Origin of the sequence: Methylomonas montana, assembly GCF_030490285.1 — a bacterium.
Taxonomy (GTDB): domain Bacteria; phylum Pseudomonadota; class Gammaproteobacteria; order Methylococcales; family Methylomonadaceae; genus Methylomonas; species Methylomonas montana.
Map to the genome: position 1 here is coordinate 4,106,143 of NZ_CP129884.1, position 22,172 is coordinate 4,128,314.

Below are 22,172 nucleotides of genomic sequence, written 5' to 3' on the forward strand. Positions count from 1 at the left end.
CAAACATCCCCAACGCTATCAGAGCGGCCAGTCCGGATAACGGCCTCCGTAGCTGATCACCAGTAAGATGTCCTGGATGGTTTGGTCGCCGATCAAGGTGCTTATCGACCTGCCGTCGGCCAGCGCGTTAGTTAATGCCAGCGACCATTCGCCGACCGGAGACTTGCCAAGCATTGCCAGCCATTCGGGAGCGTTGCCGCGCCGAGTGCTGGCGACGCCGTCGATTGCGCTGGCCGCGCCGCCAGAGAAAGTCGCGGCGCCCGATTCGGTAAAACGCAAATAAGCAACCGGTATGTTCAATGTAGCGCCATCGCGCAACACAAAATACAGGACAATCTGTTGCATCGTCAGGTCCAACACATTGGGCGGAAAATCTCCGCGTTCGGTCTTGAACTTCACCACCATGGGGTTGGGGGTTTGTTCCGGGTGATTTAGATCGTACCATTGGTCGGCAAAACTGTCGCGCAGGCTGAAGGCGCGATCGGCGCCAACCTGCTGGTCCATGGTCGCAATCACCTGTTGGCGATAGTCTGCGTTGTGCAACGCGGTGTATTCCACGGTGAAAAACACGTCGGCCAGCGCCGCGTAATCGAATGGATTGGCAGCCTTGGGCAATTGCAATTCCCAGCTGGTGTCAACGCCCATGCTCTCGAACGGCAACAACATCTCGTCTTCGCGCTCCAGCTCGAACAATCCGGTGGCGTTACTGGGCGAGGTGAAGGCGATTTGTTCGGGATCGCGCCGGACCACGATGGTTTGAAACAAATCGCCGCCGACCACAACTCGCGATACTCCGGAGCAGCTCAATGAGGCGCGCACGCCACGGGTTGGCGGCGTCAACGCGATCACCGATATCCGTACCCGTTTTATCAGGCGCAGGTAATGACCTGGGAAATCGCGGTCGAACAGGGCCATCGGCGTGCCGAACAGCAGACGGCCAGTGTCGCGGAAACGTTGGAACTCGATGGGGCTCAGTTGCGCCAAGGAAAAGGTTTGGCTCAATTGTAGCTTGCGGCGTCTACTGTCGAAGGCATATTGATCGAGTTGATAGATGTCTCGCAGCAATCGGACCGAACCGGTCATGCCGCGCCGGTCGGTTTGCGCGCCGTCACCGCCGCTTGCGGCGTTATCGGCCGGCGCCTGCCAATAGTCGGCCTGAATCACCGCTTGCGGCGTGTCCTGACGCTCGAACGCCAACTGGCTTTCGGCCAGCTGCGCCATCGCCGTGGCCTGTTGCAGGAAGTAACTGTAGATCCGCTCCAGTATGCCACTCATCCAGGCATACAACTCGGCATTGGTGAACTTGTTGGCCAAGAAATTCAGCGTGTCTTCGGCAAAACCGGCCTGCATGCCGGCAATCAGACCCTCTTGTTGGGCAAGTCTGACCTGATCGAAAGCGATCGCGATTTGCTGGCTGCCGATCAACTCGTCGTGACGGGCCAGGTCGCGCTGAAAACCCCACTCTTGTTTGCGGCGTTCGTAGCTGGCATAGGTTTCCAAAATGGATGCGGTAGTCGAAGCCGCGGAAGCGAAGGATGATGCCATAGCTGCAGCGTTTCCGGCTGGGTCGCCGAACAAGCCGAAAGTGAATGCGGCTTTAACGCCTTGCAATACCGCATTGCCGCCGTAAATGACTGCTGCCGAGGTCTGCAACACAGCGGCAGTGGCCATGAAGCCCAACGATGTCTGTTCCAGACCGATCAGCCCCTCGTCCAACAGCCCGTCATAATGGTCGGCCTGAATCGTTGAGCGTTGTTTCTGCAAGTCGGCCAGCGTTACGCCATCTTGGGCCTGATCCATACGCAGATCCTGCAGTCTGACCTGTGCTCTCGATAATTGCATGTCCTGACGGGCCTTCAGCAGGTTGTACGATTCCGAGTCGAGCTTTTCCAACGCCGCCAAGAATGCCGCTTCGATCTGCTGAGCGATGCCAACCAATTGCTTGGCCCGCTCCACCAACACCGCATAGCGATAAGCTGTCGGTTTGGGTAGATTGGCTCTGGGCAGTACCAATCTGCCATCGCTGGCGACCACCGGCAGGTTGCTTGCCGACACCGGGGCTGAGCCGGCGCTGCGATGTTCCAGGCCGGCAATATTGCGGCCGTTGCGGAGCTTGAACAGATTCAGTTCCGCGTGCAGTCGCAACGTTTGCGGCAAGGGATTGGCAGGAAACGGGTTGGCCGCTGCCCCAGTACCGCCGGTTGGCGTTTGCATTTCCGGTTGATCCAGCAATTCCAGCGCGTTGACATACAAGGCTCGGGCGCGCGGCAACGACTCGGCGGTGTTGCGGGTAAATTCCGCATCGGCGAAGTCCAGAAAACAGCGGACCAATGCCATTAATACATAACGGGTGTGGGCATGGGCGCGTTTTGTCGCAATATCGTGCGGATTCAGGCCCTGGATCAGCCATTCGTCGGCGCGGCTGAAATCGGTCGGCAAATTGGCTTCCAAGGTCAGACCGTGAAAAACTTTACGCTGGGCGGCCGGCAAGTTATAGGCATACAGCGTTTGCAACCAGTCCAGCGCTTCCAGGTACTGCCCGGATTTTTGTAACTGCAAGCCGATCGCCAACGGCACGAAATAAAATACCTCCCACAGATACTTCGAGGCCATATACGGATCGGCGGTGCTGCCGAACAAACCGGCAATCAAAGTGCCACGCTCGCGCAACTGGGTTTCCGAGAGTTGGTCGGTGATTACGAAGCCGCTTTGTTTCAATGCATCCGGCAGATCGGGGTAGTTGTCGGTACCTTGCTGGTTTTTACCGCGTAATCCGTTCAAATAGGTTGTCGCCAACACTCTGGCCTGACTGGCCGTCAAGCGTAAATTGTCGCCCAGCGCGACGATCAAGGTATCGAACTCGGCGGTACGTGCCAGGTTCTGATACGGCAGTTGGTTGTGCGGCGGACGCAGATTCGGCAACAGGTAATTTTCCGGATAGCCGAAAACGAACATTGCCGCGCGCCAAGTCGCGTAGGCGCCTATCCATTGCCATTCCTCGTCAAATTTACCCTCGTTATAACCATCTGTCTGATTCAACACCCATGCCGCCGCCGGATTGGCGCTACCCAGCACCGGAGAAGCGGTGAATTGCCCCATCCGCGCCGAGAACATGACGGCCTGAATGGTTTCCAGTGCTTGTTCGACACGGGTGATGCGTTGCGCGCCGCCGCTTCGACAATCGATAGCCAATTCTTGTGACAGGCGGTTGGCGACCTCATCCAGCGAGTCCAGGCCGGCTTTCCCGGTTTGGATCAAATCCGCGACCAAGGCATCCCGCAACGACGGCAGGATCGCGGCTTCGGTGGCGATTATCGCGGTTTGCAGCGCTTCACCGACGGTCTGATCCTGTTGTATGCGGGCGGACAGCGTTTCCAGCCACGCGCGCCGGGTTTGCGGGTCGGAGCGCCAAGGTATTAGCGCGGCGACCTGAGCGCCCGCAGCCGGCAAGCGAAAGTAATCCGGGCTCAAGCTCAAGGTGCCTTCCTGTTCTCGCCAGGCGGCGGCTTGGCGTTGCTTCCAGACTTGGGTCAGAATGGCATAGACCTCGTTCCATTCGGAGGCCAACACATTGCCGGTTTCCGCCAATTTGCGGATGTTCATCAACTGCAAAAACGGCCGCAGGACAATTTGTTTGGTTGTCAGCGCTGCGTCGATGGTTTCGCCGCTACTGTGCACGGCGAACAGCGCCAATAGATCGGCAATCGGTGCGAGTTGTTCGGTGACGATCTGGTCGAACCCGGCCAAGGCCTCGGGTTTGGCTTCACGAGCAGTTTTAATGGCGGTTTGCATGGTGTTCACTTGCTGCGCCCTGGCCAGTCGCAGATCGTAGGCCGGGTTGCCGGGAACCGCATCGACCAAATCGGCTTCGCCAACTAGGTCGGGGTCGATGACCGGAATGGGCAATGCAAACTCGGAGCGTGTGGCATCGTCCTGGCGCCGCCAGGCTTCGCGTAAATAGTCCTTTTGCCAGACTTGCAGTTCCGCCGTGGGGAGCACAGATGTCGTCGTCGGGTCACGGGTGGTGTCCGCCAAGCCAAACAATCTTTCCAAGGCCGCTTCGCTCAGCAGCTCGGGAGTTAGCAATAATCTATCCAGGTTATCCGGCCGAGTGCCGCCCAGCGCCATGCCCAAGCGATTGGCCAAGGCACGGCGCGTATCGGTGTCGGCGATGCGGACCAGACGCAATTCTTCGTAGGATGTGCCTAAATTTTTCAGCAGCGATTGGTAGACCGTCTGGCGATAATCGGTTTCCGCGCTGGCCGGTATGGCGCGCTGATGGCGAGCAAAATAGCGGCGCAGGACTTCCACGCAGATTCTCGCCTGCGAGACCGAGCGCTCGGCGATCTGACGCGCGTTGGGCGTAACCAGCACATCAAACGGTTGTAAAAAGGTCTGTGCCAGCAATGCAACATTGATATGCGGGCTATTCGGCGCGGAGCCGGTGACGATGCGCCGACTGGCGAATTGCTGCAACTCGTCCAAATAATTGGCCAGGCTAAATATCGCTTGCGGGTCCTTGGGTACGAACGGCAATAAAATATTGACCGCACGGCTTTTGCTGATAGGGTTACCGGTAGGCGTTGATTTGTCTTTGGCGCGAAAGCTGACGGTACGTTCGCCGGCTGCTGTAAACGGCAGCGTCACCCGCCAGCTCGACCAATCGTTGGCCGCTTTGGGTATTGCGGGTTGATAAGCTTCTTGGCCTTCCAGCCGCCATTCGACCGAGTCGACTCCGGTTTGGGTGTCAGTCGCGGTGCCCTGGAATTCCACACTGACCGTGCCGTCCGCCAGGGTAAACTCCGCACCCTCCGCGGGGCTGACGATGGTCAGCGCCACCGGCGTCGAATCGATGGCTTTGATAGACACGGTTTGCGCCATGCTGGCATTGCCGGCCTTGTCGCGGGCCTGGACGGTGACGCTGTGATTGCCCAGGCCGGGGACGGTAACGTCGGCCTGCCAGCTGGTCGTACCAACCGCGCGGGTAAAAGCACCGTTGCCCAGCTTCCATTCGACGAAATCGATGCCGCTCTCTTGATCGGCTGCCGTGCCTTTAATCACCGCGACGCTACTCGACGTGATGACTTCGGTCGCTTCTACCGTCAAGCTGGGCGCAGTCGCATCGATCATGAAAGTGCGCGTGGAAAAAGCGCTGGCATTGATCGAACCGCGATGGGCGGACACTCTGGCGGTTACCGTGACGATGCCGCGCAAATTGGTATTGGCGTTGAAACGCCAGCTACTCCAGTTTCCGCCAGCGCCGGTCGGCGTAGCGGCCTGATAGCTGGCGGCATCGCCGATACGCACCTCTATGCCGGTAATGTTGTTGACAGCCGACGTTTCGGTGGTCTCTCCAGAGCCGGTGTTGTACTCCTCGTAGATGCAGGTGGCGTCCCCACTGAGGGTAAAGCTGCCGTCGATGACGGCATTATTGGCCGGAGCTTGGATTTCCACGCCTGGTAGCAGGCTCCGGATAATTTCGATGTCGCCGATCTGTGCGGCTTGATTTCTGTTGTACATGGGGCCTTCCTCTGTGCTGAAAATTTACGAAATATGAGTTTTAAAGTCGGCGGTTTCGCGGTAGGTCATTATCAAGATTGGCATCCGTCAACACGGCTTGGGCAATGGTCGGCCTAGATCGTGGGGGCGGATGAGACGACGAGCTTGCCTTATCGCGCGTGGAAATGCGCGTACCTGGAGTCCTTTTGTCTAGCGGCAAAACTTGTCGTCACCGGCGAAGAGAACACGCTCTCGACCGGTTTTGCCCACCGTAGTAAGCGCTAAAACGAAATCTCGGGCGACGGCCGGGCTACGCCGCCACCGTAGACGTCGTAAGTCACATTGGTGGTTTGCGAAACCTTGATTTGCATCCGGGCGCGGCCCAAGGAACCCACGCCCACCTCCAGTTTCTTGTAGTCGCTGCCGTTCAGGGTTTGTTTCTGCCGGTCGAAGCCGAACCAGCCGACGCCGTAGCGAACTTTGATTTGCGCGCCGGCCGGGGCTTTGAAAAACGCCGTACCGTTGGCGTTGAAGAACCACTCGACGGTACGCCAGTCGCCTTTGCTGATTTGTTTGGTTTTGATCATGATTGCTTCCTCTTCAAGGATATGTTTTTGTGATTTATGTGAGGACAGAAATACTTGTCCTGTTTTTACTACGGATCTTTCGGCGGAACCCATTTCATGGTTCCGCACCACATGAGCTGTTTCGACCCTCTTTTGCTGAACGGGATATTCTTCCCGCTCGTAATGTTGTTTAATTTTTTATGCTTCCCACGCTCCGCGTGGTACCCCATACAAGGATGCTCCAGCGTCCCAAACCGCAGAGCAGTTGGACCTGCACTCCGACACAAAGTGAAAGAAAGGTCTCATGTCAAAACAGGTCAGAAAATAATCTAACCGCCTTCGCGCCTTGTTCTAGTATCCAATCATTGACTACTTTGGGATCATTCGTAATAAGTTGAATTTCGATATGCACGTTATCCAGGCCTACACTCTTTACAGGCTCTTCGATGTACGGTGTCTGCTTAATGACCCATCCTTCTTTAATAGTTAAGCCACCTAGCTTTTCCGTTTCCTCTTGAATTCCGTGAATTACATACCAGGTATTCGGTTCCTTCTGTATTGCTCCTGGTATAAGATTCGCCTGTCCTGTGGACCAATAGGATGCTATCCCGTCTTTCGTTGTGATAAGTCTATTGTCGTAGTAGATACCAGGCTGGGTATTTGGAGGGGTAAAGGCTCTGTTCAAGGCTCGTCCTAAAAAAACAGCCGCTAAATCGACTGCTGCATCCTTGGGGCGACCGGTTGCCGAATGATAAATGGATAGCGACAACCCACAATATTCAGGCACCAACAAGCATCCCATAGTCGCTATTTTGGTAAGTTGTTTTTTCGGATCCAACCTTTCGGCGTGTTCTCGTTTCGCCGCGGCTCTGGCTTCTCGCTTTGTATACGTTCTACCATCCGCACCCATTCGCAATTGGTTTTCATCGGATTCAGCCGCTTTAATCTTCGAAGAGATTGCTTGGGATACTGTGTCGTTGTGAATATCGTTGATTAAACTCTGGACATTTTTATCAACACCGTAACCACCGGTGTTAAACGACATCGTATTTGCCCAGTCCCTGAGGGAAATATTGCTGCACTCCAACCCTGTACTAAGTTCATGTAGTGAAATTTGTTTGTCATGATTGGTATCTAAGCTTTTATTTGTATCCGAAATATCTGTTCCGGTAAGGTCGCTGAAAATGATTGGATTACTTTTGCAGTATTGATACAGGTTGATTCCACCTTTGAGTCCAATCGGATCAGCACTCACCCACCTCGCCACCCACGCCGCGTAATATCTCGCTGCGTGGTAATTCAAGCCGCTTTCCTCATCCCTTTCCTTGCCTGTAAACCGGTATCGCTTTCTGGCGAAACTGCCGAAACTGGTTTCGCCATAAGGGGTGTATTCCTCTCTATTTACCCAGGCCCCGTCGCCGCCGATGACCACGTGGCTGCTGCCCAGGTGGTCGGCCAAGTGGTATTTGATTGTCGGGGTGGTGTCGTCGGGGAACGGCGTGCCGACTCTTACCAACGCGATACGCGATTGGTCGTCCATTACGTGCAGGGTGTTGTTTTGCTGGACGGTAGCGCCTTGCACCGCGCGGTGGTATTCGAACAGGCCGCCGACGTAGACGGTCACGGTGTATTGGCCGCCTTGCTTGCGCACCAGTTTTTTGACGCGCATGCCGGCGGCGTCGTAGAGATATTGGGCATGCACCGACGGTTCGCTGCCGGCAACCTGGGTGCGGAAGGCTTTCAGCCGGTCGCTGTGGTCCCAGTCGAACAGGCGAGTCTGATGTTCGGATAGCATGTTGCCGTTGCTATCGTAAGCGTAGCGATAGGCGCTCTGACCTATCGTTACAGTATCGAGCCGGTTATTGCCGGCGACGGTGTTGAACACCCGGTTGCGGGCGCCATCGGCCAGCTGGTGCTTCAACTCCTGCATGTTGCCCAGCGCATCGTAGCGATACTGCTGGCTATAGGCGCGAGTACGGGTCAAGTCGGTGCAGCGCGGCAGGTCCAGCCATGGCGACGCTTCCGGCGCCTGGTCGCATTCGCGGCCGGTGGCGGACAGCAGGCGGTAGATCGGATCGTAGTCGAACTGACGCAGCAGCGCATCGCCAGCGGCTAACAGCTGTTTAAGCGCACCGTCGCCAACTGTTGCCGCGGCCGGGTTGTTCAAAATGCCGCTACCCTGGGCGCGATCTTCGATTTGCAAGATATTGCCGATCAAGTCATAGCGATAGGCCAAGTCCTGCAAGGCTTCGCCGCCGGGTTGATAGCGGTCGGCTTCGGGTTGACTGTAACGCTCGGAACGCAGGCGCAGCAAACGAAAAGTCTTGTCGTCGTAGACATAACGGCTCATCGCGCCGTTGCCGTAGGCGACCAGCACCCGTTGACCCTTGGCACTGTAGGCGATCTGTTGCACGTAGATCTGGCCGTTGAGTTTGACTTGCGCCAGACCGCCGGCCCGGTTGTAGACCGGCAGCAACTCCTGGCGTTGGCCGCTGACGTCTTGCGGATACAACAGGCTCTTGATGCGGTTCAGCGCATCGTAGCGGGTGCTGGTTTCGTATTTGATCGGGTCCAACAAGGTTTGCGCGTGTGCTTCCAGCGTGGTGCCGGCAGGTGCCTGCCAGTCGACGCGGTAGGCATCGATGGCCCAGTTGCGTTCCGGGCCATTCCGGTATGCCGTCAGTAGCACCTCGTCGCGGAGGACCTGCCGGGTCTGGCTCAACGGATTACCTTTGAAGTCGTAGCCCGGCACGCTGACTAGTCCGGCCTCGTCGTAATGCCGGTATGGCTTACCCAGCAGGTTCAGCAGCCGAGCCGCGTCGGCATTCAGGCCTGAATCGGGACGGTCGCCGTAGATAGTCACTTCGCGTAGCGTCAGCGGCTGGTTGAGGCCGTCCCTGGCCCACAGCCGGTTAAGACGATTCCCTTCGTCGTAACCGTGCAAGGTTAACGCGCCCTTGCTGTCGCGTTGTTCGAGCGGATTGCCGACGGCATCCAGCACGGTGCGGCGCAGGCCAGCGTCGATGCTGTCCGTGCGCCAGGGCCGGTTGGCCAAATCGTAGCCGTAGCGGAAGGCCACCCGGCCCAACGCGTCGGTGACGCTCAGCAGGTTGCCGCGAATGTCGTAGCTCGAACGGGTGACATACCAGTCCTTGGGATCGGCGCCGTTGCGGGCCGTGGCTGTTATGGTGCGGCCCAGCGCGTCGATGACGATGCTGGCCGGCGTGTTCCAGTGCGCTTGATAGCCTTGGGCGGCCTCGGCATGAGTGCGACCGGCGTTGTCGTTGGCGTCGTAGGTGTAGGCTTCCCAAGGCGTGGGGGCAAATTGCTCGGGCTTGGCCAGATCGGCGGGGACGCCGTAAATCACCGTTTGCTGGGAGCCGTCCGGATTCGAGGTGCGGATCACCTGGCCGCGCGGGTCGTAAATCATCACAGCCTTCTGGCCGAGCTGCGCCTCGCCGGGCACGGCGTATTTCCAGCCCGTGGCGTAGAACGGTTCGTATTTTTCGACCACCCGGCCTTTGTTGTCGTAGACCTGCCAGCCGCTGACCAGCACATTGGGATTATTGGCGTCGCTGTTGCGGACGCCGGCAAACGCCAACTTAGTGCCGGCATCGTCGGTCTGATCGACAGGCAAAATCCCGCCGCCGAAAGTCGGGTCCCCGAAACGAATCTCTTCCGACTGCACCCTGGTTTGCAGCAGCCGGCCGAAGCCGTCGGAATATTCGACGGTCTCGATGGTTTCGTCGCGTTGTGGTAGCGGCACATCGGCTTCGCTGTCGTGATGCTGGTATTGCCTGGTGCGCACCGACACCGGCTGCCCACGTTCGCTGAAGGCCAGCAGGTCGTAGCTCAGTTCGACACTGGGTCGGGTGCGGTCGCCTTCGGCGACATTGGTTTTGCCTTGCACCAAGGTGGCTTTCAATAAACCCAGTGGCGTGAAGCGGAAGCGGCTGACGTTGAAATTGGCATCGCTCACCACTTCCGGTTGCAGCACCCGGTAATCGTAACTGGCCTGGGTTTTCAGGCCCAAGGGATCGATGACCTGCTGCGGCAGCAGGGCATAAGCATCGTAGCCGATGACGGTGCGCCGGCCCAGCGGATCGTGCTGTTGCAACAACAAACCCCGGCCCTTGCCGTTGGCGCCACTGGCTTGAAAGTCGTACAAATGGCTGGCGGTGATGGCGAAATAGCCTTGAGCGGAAATGGCGTTGGCGCCGCCATTGCGATAGACATAACCGGCTTGCGCGGCCAGTTTGCGAAATTCGGCCGGGTATTCATCCGTCCAGACCGGTGCGCCAGGTTTGAGATAAAGCGGTAGTTCCGGCGGATTTTGCACGCTGTCGCCGCTGCGATACAGTTCAGCCAGCAGCGCATCGTCCATGACCAGGTTTTCCGAACGAACCAGCGCGCCGTAGTCGCCGAGCTGGCCAAACGCCAGACCCTGGAAACCGGGACCGTCGTAAAAATTCAGGGTTTGGCCGATCAACTTTTTGGCGGCGCTACCGGTTTTCACGGCTTCCCAAAGTGCAAACACCGTGGTCTTGCCGTCGTTGCCGATTTCGTAACTACTGGTCTTGGCGACTTTATCAATCAAATAGCGCTGGGCGTCGTCGCGTTGCAGATAGTCGGTTTCGCTGAAAGTGACGAGATAAGGTTCTGCCGATTCGGTGACGACCCGATAATCCCGGCCACGCGGCACTGCGATACTGAGTTGAGACTTCAACCGGCCGTATTGATCGTAATCGCCCATCAGGCTGAGTTGGGTCATCGGTTCCGCGCCGCGCTCCCACTGCGTAGTGCGCTGCGCCAATGCAAAGCTGAAAAAAATCGCCCGCCGCTCGCCGTCAGCCGGCGGCGCTTCTTCGCGCACGCCTTGCAGCACTTCGGTGACGGTGTAGGGGCGATTTTGCCGGTCCGTGCCGTCCAATGCATACAGCTCGGTGCGCAGCACGCTGCCGCGTAGGGCCCGCAAGGCGTCACGCTTGCTACGACGCGGCAGCGCTTTGAGTAGTTCGGTCATCGCCTGCGGACGCAACAAAGCTGGCGTATCGCCTGGCCAGTATTCGCCGCTAAAATCCAGCTCCTCCCATTCGCCGAATTCGTCGCCGACCGGTCCTTGATGAAACCAGGTGCGGGTTTCCAACGGCGGCGAAAACTGCTCGGCGGCCACCGTTTCGAAGCCTTGTTCGCCGTGCAGTCCGCTGCCGTGAAAGTCGGCAAAGACTTCGCTGTCGCGCTGGTCGACCCGGCCGAAGCCTCGGAACTCGCGTTCGGCGCCGTCCCAATAGCCGTGACGATAACGGTATTCGGTAGTCAATTTGCCTTGCGAAATTTGGTCGATCACTTCGACTCTGGCCACGACCTGCACCGGAAACGGCAGCGGCGTTTGCCAACGCGTGGCCGGACTTTGCTGATCTTCCAGATAAAAGCGGATCGACGAGGCATAACCCACCTGCGTCAAAGAGCCCAGGTGATTGTCCATCCGGTTCAGCACGTAGGGTTTGACGCCGCCGCTGAAATCCAGGAAGAACATATGCGGCCGGTTCGAGCCGTCGGCATCGGCGCTCCACAGCAACCCGCGATTGCCGTTGCCCAGCACATCCACCAGGCGGACCGCATCCATATCGGAAACCCGCGGCGTGCCGCTTATCTCGATAGGATCGCTCCAGCCATTGCCGCCCTGGTTAATCCACAACAGCAGCTTGCGGTCGTCCACGTAGACCAGGTCGGCCAGGCCGTCGCCGTCGATGTCGTCGATCAAAATTCGTTTGGGATCGTAGCCGTAGGGCAAGCGCGGGCTGTTACGCATCGAAATCCGCTTGCCCCAGTTGCCGTAGCCCAGGTTGGGCCAATATTCGATATGGCCGTCGTGCACCAGCGCGACGTCTTGCAGGCCGTCGCCGCTGAAGTCGCCCCATTTGACACGGGGATCGGAGAAGTTGAGATTGGGGAACACATCCAGCGCCTGGCGTTCCACGCTACGGCTGGCATGCCAGCCCCTTTTGGCATCGTTGAAGAAACATTCCAGCCGGCTGCCGGAACGGATCGCATCGGTGACGCCGTCGCCGGTCAGGTCGAGCAGTTTGACCTCCGGGTCTTCCAGATCGAAGCTGGGCGCGAACTCGTAGCGCTGAAAGGATTGATGATCCCACAGCCCGTTGAAACGCAGTGGGAAATAACCCGACAAACCCTGACGGTGGACCAGCAGATCGATGCGGCCGTCGCCGTCGGCATCAATCATCTGCACGCCCGGATCAGCCAGCCGCAAACCGGCCGGCGCCTCGGCCATCTCGCGCGGACGATCGAAACGGCCGTCGCCCAGATTGCGCCAGTAGCGCACCGTGCCGTTCATTTCCAGGATGTCCGGCAGGCCGTTGCCGAACAGGTCCGCCAGTTCAAATTCCGGTCGGGCCAGCGAACCCGTAGGCAAATCGGGCCCATCAATGTTGATAAACTTTTGGGTGTTGGGGGTAAATTGGCTGTAGCCGAATTCCAGCGGCGGTAAAAATTCCGATTGCTCGCCGTCGTGGCCTTCCACCCGGACTTGATGCAACAGCGAAGCCTTGTTGAGCGGCAAAATCGCACCCGCGTTTTTGTCCAGATAATCCAGATGGTAGGTGCGAGTCAACCGTTCCTTGTCGGCCTGGGTATACACCTGAATCAGGGTGCAGCGGCGCACCGTGCGGATTTCAAACCCGGCTCGGTATTCGGAAAAAGGGTCCGGGCGGGTTTCGTAAACAAACTTCACCCGGACCAGGAACTGCGGATTGGCAGGATCGCCGTAATCCGCATAGCGTATTTCCGATAAGTACAACTGATCCCAAGCGTGAGCGCCATCATTTTGCTCGGCGTCGCGCTCGTAGAGATAGTCGATGCGATTGCCGAACACGTCGCGGGTTTGGCTGAGCTTCCAGGCGAACACCTGGCCGGCATGTTCCGGATCGGCTATCGCCGCCGGATCACGGCTGGCCGTTGCCGGCGTGCCGTAAACACTGGTCAGCCCGTCCTTGCTTTCGACTTGCCAATAGTTTTGATTGCTATCGTGAAGATGGGCGATACGGGCGAACAAACCTTCGGTGCGCGGCCGGTAGCGAGTCAGATTGGCTTGCACATCGACCGGCACCAGATCCTCGGCGCCGGAAAGCACGAAGGTGTCTTGTTGGTCGTCGTAGCGCGGCAATCCGTCGGAAGTTTTGCGCATCACACCCGGCACGCTCAAACTCCAGCCTAGCCCGAACGGGCCGTTGCCGTTGCCGGTGCTGTAGCCCAAACTCAGCTGCGGCTGAAAACCGTTGCGTCCGGCCGGAATCGCAATAGGCACGGTAAAGTTGCCTGTGCCGGTATGCAGATCGGGCGCGAATTTCTCGCCGATGCCATGCAAGGCGCCGCCGCCCTGCGGCAAACCGATGATTTGGCTGGATGTACCCGATTTATTGCTCATAGTCTAATACCTGAACTGAGTTTTCTATGTCTGCTGAATGCCGAGCCCGCTTGCCTATCTTTCGTGGCGAGCGGGCTTAGGGGATTAGCTTACAGAGAACGCTAGCGAGTTTCGCCCTCCCCGGGGAGGGTATTTGGTATAGACCCGATATTGGCTTTTGAAGTAGCGGGTTGGTACGATCCGAGCAGCAAAAGCCCCGCCAAGCCTGGGTTTGCTTACTCCGGCTGTTGCGGAATTTGGCAAGCGTCGAAACAACAGCTGCGTTAGAAATCGAATACGCGTAGCGAAGCAGGCAATCGGCCTTCGCGGCTAGCGTGCGGAAAACTAGCCTAAGATCGGCTTATTAGGCTGGCTTGGCGAGATTGCGCCTGGCTTTAAAAAAATCGCTCAACAACTCCGCGCAATCGGGTTCCAAAACCCCGCCATCCCATGCCACGCGATGATTCAAAAACGGCGCGTCGCTGAGTTGTAGTGCGTGGCAGACCGCGCCGCGTTTCGGATCGTAGGCGCCGAATACCAGACGCTTGACGCGGGCATGGGCGATGGCGCCCATGCACATCACGCAGGGCTCCAAGGTAACGTAGAGGGTGGTGTCGATCAGCCGATAGTTGTTTAATACCTGGCCGGCTTTGCGTAGCGCGACCATTTCGGCATGCGCCGTGGGATCGTTGGTTTGGATGGGTTGATTCCAGCCTTCGGCAATACAACGATCTTGATAAACCAGAAGCGCGCCGACCGGCACTTCGCCTTGGCTTTCGGCACGTTGCGCCAAGCGGATCGCGTGGCGCATCCATTCTGTATCGGTCATTTCAGACCGTGGCTTTGCTGAGCCGGTCGTTAACCGCGGCCCAAGCTTCGCTGTCGGGCGGTTGTTCTATCAGGATCGATTCGAGCTGCAAATTATCCAGTTCCCGCAATGCGCCATATAGGGCGGCTTCGTAGTGTTCGGCTTGCTCGGGTAATAGGATTAAATGCTGATATGGGCAGGATGGCAGCTTGGAAATGGTCTGACTGAATGCCAGGATACCGATTTTTTTACCCTTGCCGCACAGCTCGTCGATCATCGCGATCAGCGTATCCGTGGCGCACAGCAAGGCCATGGTATGCGGCGCATAATGCACGGCCATCATGCCGGGCGCGCGGATTTTGGTTTGCGGCGACAGGCGAATCTCGGTTTGTAACACAGCCTTGAGCTGGCTGCGGGTGATGCGGCCCGGCCTGAGGATGGCGGGTTGCTCGTCGGTCAGATCGATGATGGTCGATTCCACGCCAACGCTGCAGGGACCGCCATCGAGGATACAAGCCACGCTGTCGCCAAGTTCTTCCGCGACATGATCGGCTTGTGTCGGGCTGATATGGCCGAAACGATTGGCGGATGGCGCGGCGATACCGCCGCCAAATGCTTGCAACAACTGCAAGGCGACTGGGTTGGCCGGCACCCGCAATGCCACGGTATGTTGACCGCCGGTCACCGCCAGCGGCACGCTGGCTTTCTTTTTCAGAATAATCGTCAGCGGACCAGGCCAGAAAGCCTTCGCCAGTTTCAACGCGGCCTCGGGCACCATCTCCGCCCAGTTGTCGATTTGCTCGGCACCGGCGATATGCACAATCAAGGGATGATCGGCAGGCCGACCCTTGGCAGCAAAAATTTTGGCAACCGCATCCGGGTTAGAGGCATCCGCACCCAAACCATAGACAGTTTCTGTCGGAAACGCCACCAGCTGGCCTTGACGCAACAACTCGACGGCATGATGGATGGATGATTCGGTAACGGCTGTAGGTTTCAAAGTAATCAGGCGAAAGATAAAAGGCTAAAGGCTAATAGGGCGCTAACGAACGTTGCAAAAGCCACCCTGATGCAAAGGCGCTATTTTACCTTTTGCCTTTCGGCTTTTGTCTTAATTAATTTCCACCAACACCTCATTTGGGTTAACTGCATCACCTTTTGCGACATAAATGGCTTTAACGATGCCGCCGACCGGCGCGGTAATCTCGGTTTCCATTTTCATCGCCTCGGTAACCAGCAAAGACTGGCCGGCATTGACTTTCTGGCCTTCCTTGACCAGCACATCGATGATATTGCAGGGCATGCTGGTCACCACATCGCCCGGCTCGCTGGGCCGGCGGCGCTTGCTGGCGATGGCGCTTTGCACCGCGCCTTGCGCGCCGCCGTCCAGTACGATTTCGTCCAGCGTCTCGATGACAATCTCTTCCGGCATGCCGTCCACGGTGAAATAAAAATGCCGCAGGCTCTGGTTTTTCGGACCGGCGCCGGTGACTTTGACATGATAGGACTCGCCGTGCAGCGCAACATTGAATTCGGTCGGGGCTTTTTTGACTTCGCCGGGTACCGGCGCGCCTTCCAGTTCCAGCGGTTCCGCGACCAAGTTATCGGTAGAGCGCAACTCCAGAAACTGTTTGCCGATCTCCGGAAACATCGCATAACTGAGCACGTCTTCGTCGCTCAGTGCCAGATGGCCGATTTCGTTGCGCAAATGCTCGTACTCCGGCTTCAATAAATCGGCCGGCCGGCATTCGATGACTTCTTCGTTACCGACCGCCTTGGCTTGCAGTTGCGGATTGACCGGCGCCGGCGCCTTACCGTAGCCGCCGTGCAAATAACGTTTCACCTCGTTGCTGATGGTGTCATAGCGCTTGCCGATCAACACGTTCAGCACTGCCTGGGTGCCGACGATTTGCGAGGTTGGCGTCACCAGCGGCGGATAGCCCAGGTCTTTCCGCACCTCCGGAATTTCCTTGTACACCTCGGCGATCCGGTCCAGCGCGTTACGTTCCTTCAATTGGTTGGCCAGGTTGGAAATCATGCCACCCGGCACCTGGAAGATGTGTACGCGGGTGTCGATGCCGGTAAATTCGCTCTCGAAACGATGATATTTTTTCCGCACTTCGGCGAAATATTGATTCACCTCCTGCAGCTTATCCAAATCCAAACCGGTGTCGTAGCTGGTGCCGCGCAAGGCGGTGACCAAGCTTTCGGTCGGCGGGTGGCTGGTGCCGCCGGCCCAGGAGGATAGCGCGGTATCGACATGTTCGCAGCCCGCTTCGATGGCTTTGATCTGGCACATTTCCGCCAGGCCGGCAGTGGCGTGGCAATGCAGATGCAAGGGCAGATCGACGGCTTCTTTCAGGGCCTTGACCAACTCGCCAGCGATATACGGCGTCAGCAGACCGGCCATATCTTTGATCGCAATCGAGTCGCAACCCAGATTCGCCAAGCCTTTACCGAGCCGAATGAAGCTGGCGATGTCGTGCACCGGGCTGGTGGTATAGCAAATCGTGCCTTGCGCGTGCTTGCCGGCTTCCTTGGCCGCTTCGATCGCGGTTTCCAGATTGCGAATGTCGTTCAGCGCGTCGAAAATCCGGAATACGTCCATGCCGTTTTGCGCGGCGGTTTCCACGAATTTCCGGACCACGTCGTCGGAATAATGCCGGTAGCCGAGCAGATTCTGGCCGCGCAACAGCATTTGCAGACGGGTGTTGGGCAATGCCGCTTTCAGTTGACTCAGGCGTTCCCAAGGGTCTTCCTTCAGAAAGCGCAAACAGGCATCGAAGGTGGCGCCGCCCCAGCATTCCAGCGACCAATAGCCGATGCCATCCAGCATTGCGCAGGCGGGCAGCATGTCCTCGGTGCGCATCCGGGTGGCGATCAGGGATTGGTGGGCGTCGCGTAGGATAACGTCGGTTACGTAAACTTTTTTCATCGGTAAGTCCTTGGATTACAAGCCGGTGTGAGAAGCGACAACGGCCGCCAGCACGCTGGCCAGAATTTCCGGGCGCGGCTTGTTGGAGTAATTGATTAAATCGGGATTGGCATCGACGAAGCCGGTATTGAAGCGGCCACGGCGAAAGTCCGGGTGGCTGAGGATACGTAAATAATACGGAATCGTGGTCTTGATACCGAACAAGCCCATGTCCTTCAACGCGCGTTCGCCACGATTGATGGCGTCTTCCCAGGTCATCGCGCTGACAATGACCTTGGCCAGCATCGAGTCGTAAAACGGCGGTATCTCGTAGCCGGTATAAATTGCGGTATCGGTACGCACGCCGGGGCCGCCCGGCGCATAGTAACGGGAGATATGGCCGAAGCTGGGCAGGAAATTGTTTTTCGGATCCTCGGCGTTGACGCGAAACTGGATCGCATAGCCACGGCGGACGATTTCTTCCTGTTTGAAGCGTAGCGGCAGACCGGCCGCGACCCGAATCTGTTCCTCGACGATATCGACGCCGGTGATGGTTTCGGTAATGGTATGCTCGACCTGCACGCGGGTATTCATTTCCATGAAATAGAAGCGGCCGTTGCTGTCCAGCAAAAATTCCACGGTGCCGGCATTGGTGTAACCGACCGCCTTGGCCGCCATCACCGCCAAACCGCCCAGATATTGGCGCTGGGCTTCGTCCAGTTGCGGCGACGGAGCGATTTCGATCAGCTTTTGATTGCGCCGCTGCACCGAACAGTCGCGCTCGTAAAGATGTATCGTGTTGCCGAACTGATCGGCCAACACCTGCACCTCGATATGTATCGGGTTGACCACGCATTTTTCCAGAAACACGTCGGCGCTGCCGAAAGCCTTGGTGGCTTCGGAAATCACCCGCTGATAATTCTGCCGCAACTCGTCCGGATTGTCGCAACGCCGAATACCGCGCCCGCCGCCACCGGAAGTGGCTTTCAACATGATAGGGTAACCGATCTCGGCCGCCACCTGTAAAGCATGATCGACACTATCCAGGTTGCCATCCGAACCAGGTGTCACCGGTAAGCCGGCGGCTTTCATCGCGGTGCGGGCTTCGGTTTTGTCGCCCATTCGTTGGATCACGTCCGCCGATGGGCCGATGAACACTAAACCGCGTTCTTGGCAGGCACGGGCAAATTGCGCGTTCTCCGATAAAAATCCGTAGCCGGGATGAATCGCGTCGCAGCCGGTGCGTAAGGCCAGGTCGACCAGGCCGTAAATATTCAAATAGCCCGCCAGCGGCTCGCTACCGATGTAATAAGACTCGTCGGCTTTTTTGACGTGCAACGCGAAACGGTCGGCCTCCGAATAAATGGCCGCGGAACGAATGCCCATTTCAGCGCACGCACGGATAATGCGGACGGCGATCTCGCCGCGATTGGCAATCAGGATTTTGCGTAACATGATGATTCCGAGTCGGTGTTTTCAATAACTTGGCGACTACTCTAACAAGTTATGATTATCTTTCAACTGCAAAAACTGCCATTTGCCGGGTTAATCACCAGGGCTCTCCGGAGATTGCGGATCACTTGAGTTTCACAAAAACAGGGTGGTTTACAAAAAAGGAGGATACATCGTTGCATTATCGAGAAGGCCAGCCCGGCGGCTAAGCAGCGGCGCTAGTAGCCATTAAATGCTATCGAATACGCCAAATCCGGTGATTTTGAGTCCCTTGAAAAGGTCATATCTAGCGCAATCCTACGCACCGATAAAGCTAGAGTCGGTTCGATAGCCACCAGAGCATTCACCTCTTAGGCTTGCTGGGTATGGCTTTCGAACCTGTCATCGACGAAGCTAAATCTCACGATTTAAAAGCCACCTTACCCACTGCGGCTTGGCTATTTCTGCGTGGAATGCTGAGTATCCTCGGGCTTAAAAAACGCAACACTTCGGCTAAAGCCTGACCTTAAGCCTCTGCTTCTTGGAAAGTGCCGGCCAGTTTTTTCTGACCGTTCGGCAGCATACCGTAAAGACCTAGCTTGTGGCGCAACACATTGCGGCTGATGTCTAGCAAGCGGGCGGTTTGCACCTGATTTTCCTCGCAGAACTCGAACGCAGTGCGGATCACGGTCTCCTCGATAATATCAAACAGTTTGGGCGGTGCCTGTTCGCATAAGCGCAGCAAAGCGCTTTCCAAAGAGGAGGTCGAAACTGTCGGCCCCACCTGCGAAATTCTTACCCCGGATAATTTAAAATCCTCCGGACGCAATCGATTGCCTGGGCAAACGAGTAATGCCCGATGCACGGCGTTTTCCAATTCACGGATATTGCCGGGCCAATCGTAATTCAGCAAGGTCAGTTCGGTGGCCGGCGACAGCTTGATTTCGCTGTAGCCCAGCCTATCGCCGTAAATCTTCAGGAAATGCCGCGCCAAGGGCAGAATATCGCCAGGACGTTCGCGTAACGGCGACAAATGTATGGTCGCAACATTGAAGCGATAATAAAGGTCGGCACGAAAATGCGAGGCCGCGACCGCCTCTTCCAGATTGACGTTGGTAGCGGCGATCACTCTGACATCCACCGGCGTCGGCTGTCTAGAGCCGACTTTGACGACTTCCCGTTCCTGCAACACCCGCAGCAATTTAGCCTGCAAGCCCAAAGGCAGATCGCCGACTTCATCCAAAAACAAACTACCTTTGTTGGCCGTCTCGAACCAACCGTCTTTGGTCATTAACGCGCCGGTGAAAGCGCCTTTTTCGTGACCGAACAATTCGCTTTCGATCAGGTTTTCACTGAGTGCCGCGCAGTTCAACGCGCCGAATGGCCCCTTGGCACGCTTACTGAGCGCATGAATATGCCGGGCAACCAATTCCTTGCCGGTTCCCGTCTCGCCGATAATCAACACGGTGGCATCGCTAGGTGCGATCCGTTCTATGTGTTCCAATAAGCGCCGCGAAACCGGATCCTCGAACACCATCGCCGTGGCACGTACCGAGTGCGACAGCGATCGTAGTTGCAGTTCGTCAAAAGCCAATAATGTCATACGGTTTCCCCTTTACTGCGAGAGCAAGACTACTGCCCAAAAATGTATCCATGAAAAATCTTTTCCCTGATTAAACGATCCAAACAAGCCATTATGCGCCGCCAATCGAGCTTAAATACCGTTTGCAAAACAATCGCCACGTTCGGCACAGGCAAAAAAAAGCCAGCGGTCCCTTAAGGGACACACTGGCTTCCGGCGATCCGGTCAGCAGAGGTGAATGTGCCGAATTGGTGTTCGGCTAATAACAGCGGCATAACAGACATTAAGCACAGTCCATGCCACTTCACATAATGAGTAATAATAAAGGATTATACGTCCTTGGGAAATCCATTTGTTGTTTTATCAACAACTTTTGCTGATTATGTGGTGATATTCCAGCAGTCCGCTGTTGAATTTGAGACGCCTAAACCACTCCGAACAAGACCTTGCTTCTTAGTCGCAAAGGAATAGCTTTGGGTTTTGCAGCTCTATGGACAAGCTAACACTGTGGCTGCCTGGATATGACGGCAGTTGAGCGAGCCACAAATCAATAGCTATTCTTTGCCAAACAGACACATTGGCATTTCTCCGTGCAGCCAAAAACCAACTAACGGACACAGTTAATTGATCGACTATCGATAAAACAACATCCAAACAATGGCTCCGGCACAAGGTGCCTACGCGGTTTGCTGCCAGACTGATTTACGCTAATAATAGGCACAGCGTTTTAGAGGCCTCCTTTGCGCAAACGTGTTTTTCAAGCCAAAACCTCTATGCTGCCTTCATCATTTCCATTGGAAACATAACATGCCCGATACCGCGAACGATATCCCAGCCAATTTCGTCTACCGACCGCTCCAGCCTGCGGATATCCCGGAAGCCGTCCAGATTGCGGTTGAGAATTTCGAGGAGTTCAGGCAGCATCCTGAATATATCGCCCAATGGTTCGAGCGGCGCATCACGCATAATCCTTGGCAAGACTCACTAGCCTGTATTGGCGCCGGCGTCTGGATGAATCAGCGTTTAGTCGGTTTTAGGGCAATGTTTGTCCAACCTTGGTGGCTGAACGGCGAATCGATGCTGATCGCTTTTGGCTCCAATACCTGTGTCGACCAGCTTTTTAGAGGACAAGGACTAGCTACCCAATTAATCGAGCGTAGCCGCATATTGGCGCCCATCAATGGCAGCGTTACCGCTGGCGTTATTACACAAAAAGCCTTTAGAAAATGCGGCTTCGTCGAAATCGGCGGCGACAGCAACGATTTTTTCCGGCTGCGGGTCGGCTATCGCGGCTCTTGGGAAAAGCGGGCCGGCAAAACCCTAGGCCACTGGCTAGGCAGTTTGTCAGACCTTAGTTTGCGCCTGCGGAATTGGAAACTGCGTAGCGGCGGCTTTCAGCTACAAGAAGTGCTGCGTTGCGAAGCCGAATTCGATGACTTATGGGCGCGCGCCAAACCCGCTTATCTATCTTGCCTGGAGCGCAGCAGCCGCTATTTAAACTGGCGGCTGTTCGATTTTCCCACTTGCGCGTTAAGATTGTTCGCGCTACGGGATGCTTCCGGCCAACTGCGGGCATACGCGATTTGGCACCGACAAGACTTTTCGGACTCGATCAGCATGGCGGTGTTGCGGGACGTATTTTACTCGCTAGACGACGAAACCGCCTTACAGGCCTTGCTGTACCATTTGCTCGACTACTGGCGGAATGACGGCATCAGTTGGGGCAATCTGGAAGTAGCATCACCGAGTTTGACGGCATTGTTCCGCAAGTTGGGCTACGAGCCGCTTGCCTCGCACGGCAACCGTTATCAAATCTATAGCGAACAGCCACTGCCCGATACTGTTTTGCAAAACTGGTATCGAAGTGGAATAGACGGCGATTATTTCGATCACCCATTATAATTCGATATACTCTGAAACCATAAAACCCGCAGCAATTGCGTTAGTAT

At 56.6% G+C, this 22,172-nt stretch carries 10 protein-coding genes; 2 read left to right on the forward strand and 8 right to left on the reverse strand.

Annotation, left to right across the window (positions count from 1 at the left end):
• Positions 1–18: 18 nt before the first annotated feature.
• From QZJ86_RS18995 to QZJ86_RS19025, 7 genes are all read right to left on the reverse strand, one after another.
• Positions 19–5,520, reverse strand: coding sequence for a Tc toxin subunit A-related protein (locus tag QZJ86_RS18995; protein WP_301672074.1), 5,502 nt, complete (start codon positions 5,518–5,520; stop codon positions 19–21).
• A 260-nt stretch (positions 5,521–5,780) separates the two neighbouring features.
• On the reverse strand, positions 5,781–6,086 hold the full coding sequence (locus tag QZJ86_RS19000) for a hypothetical protein (protein WP_301672075.1): 306 nt from the start codon (positions 6,084–6,086) through the stop codon (positions 5,781–5,783).
• A 286-nt stretch (positions 6,087–6,372) separates the two neighbouring features.
• Entirely contained in the window at positions 6,373–13,509 is a 7,137-nt protein-coding gene (locus QZJ86_RS19005; RefSeq protein WP_301672076.1) for a SpvB/TcaC N-terminal domain-containing protein, read from the reverse strand.
• A gap of 343 nt (positions 13,510–13,852) precedes the next feature.
• A complete protein-coding gene (gene tadA / locus QZJ86_RS19010) occupies positions 13,853–14,317 on the reverse strand; it encodes a tRNA adenosine(34) deaminase TadA (protein WP_301672077.1) in 465 nt (154 codons plus the stop codon).
• Between the two features lies 1 nt (position 14,318).
• Entirely contained in the window at positions 14,319–15,296 is a 978-nt protein-coding gene (locus QZJ86_RS19015) for an L-threonylcarbamoyladenylate synthase (protein ID WP_301672078.1), read from the reverse strand.
• A gap of 111 nt (positions 15,297–15,407) precedes the next feature.
• Positions 15,408–17,231, reverse strand: coding sequence for a sodium-extruding oxaloacetate decarboxylase subunit alpha (gene oadA / locus QZJ86_RS19020; RefSeq protein WP_301672079.1), 1,824 nt, complete (start codon positions 17,229–17,231; stop codon positions 15,408–15,410).
• A 15-nt stretch (positions 17,232–17,246) separates the two neighbouring features.
• Positions 17,247–18,665, reverse strand: coding sequence for an acetyl-CoA carboxylase biotin carboxylase subunit (locus QZJ86_RS19025; protein WP_301672080.1), 1,419 nt, complete (start codon positions 18,663–18,665; stop codon positions 17,247–17,249).
• Between the two features lie 362 nt (positions 18,666–19,027).
• Here QZJ86_RS19025 and QZJ86_RS19030 point away from each other — a divergent pair, with 362 nt between their 5' ends.
• The gene (locus QZJ86_RS19030; protein ID WP_301672081.1) at positions 19,028–19,165 is read left to right on the forward strand and encodes a hypothetical protein; all 138 of its coding nucleotides are present in this window, start codon (positions 19,028–19,030) and stop codon (positions 19,163–19,165) included.
• A gap of 2 nt (positions 19,166–19,167) precedes the next feature.
• On the opposite strand, the gene QZJ86_RS19035 is transcribed toward QZJ86_RS19030, so the two are convergent.
• On the reverse strand, positions 19,168–20,244 hold the full coding sequence (locus tag QZJ86_RS19035) for a sigma-54 interaction domain-containing protein (protein WP_301672082.1): 1,077 nt from the start codon (positions 20,242–20,244) through the stop codon (positions 19,168–19,170).
• Between the two features lie 786 nt (positions 20,245–21,030).
• Here QZJ86_RS19035 and QZJ86_RS19040 point away from each other — a divergent pair.
• Positions 21,031–22,125: a GNAT family N-acetyltransferase gene (locus tag QZJ86_RS19040; RefSeq protein ID WP_301672084.1), complete on the forward strand. Its 1,095-nt coding sequence runs from the start codon at positions 21,031–21,033 to the stop codon at positions 22,123–22,125.
• Positions 22,126–22,172 lie beyond the last annotated feature (47 nt).

What these genes read in the sequence shown, in the direction of transcription:
- tadA (WP_301672077.1), bottom strand. Translation starts at nt 14,317, where the DNA reads ATGACCGATACAGAATGGATGCGCCACGCGATCCGCTTGGCGCAACGT.
- oadA (WP_301672079.1), bottom strand. Translation starts at nt 17,231, where the DNA reads ATGAAAAAAGTTTACGTAACCGACGTTATCCTACGCGACGCCCACCAA.
- QZJ86_RS18995 (WP_301672074.1), bottom strand. Translation starts at nt 5,520, where the DNA reads ATGTACAACAGAAATCAAGCCGCACAGATCGGCGACATCGAAATTATC.
- QZJ86_RS19005 (WP_301672076.1), bottom strand. Translation starts at nt 13,509, where the DNA reads ATGAGCAATAAATCGGGTACATCCAGCCAAATCATCGGTTTGCCGCAG.
- QZJ86_RS19030 (WP_301672081.1), top strand. Translation starts at nt 19,028, where the DNA reads ATGGCTTTCGAACCTGTCATCGACGAAGCTAAATCTCACGATTTAAAA.
- QZJ86_RS19025 (WP_301672080.1), bottom strand. Translation starts at nt 18,665, where the DNA reads ATGTTACGCAAAATCCTGATTGCCAATCGCGGCGAGATCGCCGTCCGC.
- QZJ86_RS19040 (WP_301672084.1), top strand. Translation starts at nt 21,031, where the DNA reads ATGCCCGATACCGCGAACGATATCCCAGCCAATTTCGTCTACCGACCG.
- QZJ86_RS19035 (WP_301672082.1), bottom strand. Translation starts at nt 20,244, where the DNA reads ATGACATTATTGGCTTTTGACGAACTGCAACTACGATCGCTGTCGCAC.
- QZJ86_RS19000 (WP_301672075.1), bottom strand. Translation starts at nt 6,086, where the DNA reads ATGATCAAAACCAAACAAATCAGCAAAGGCGACTGGCGTACCGTCGAG.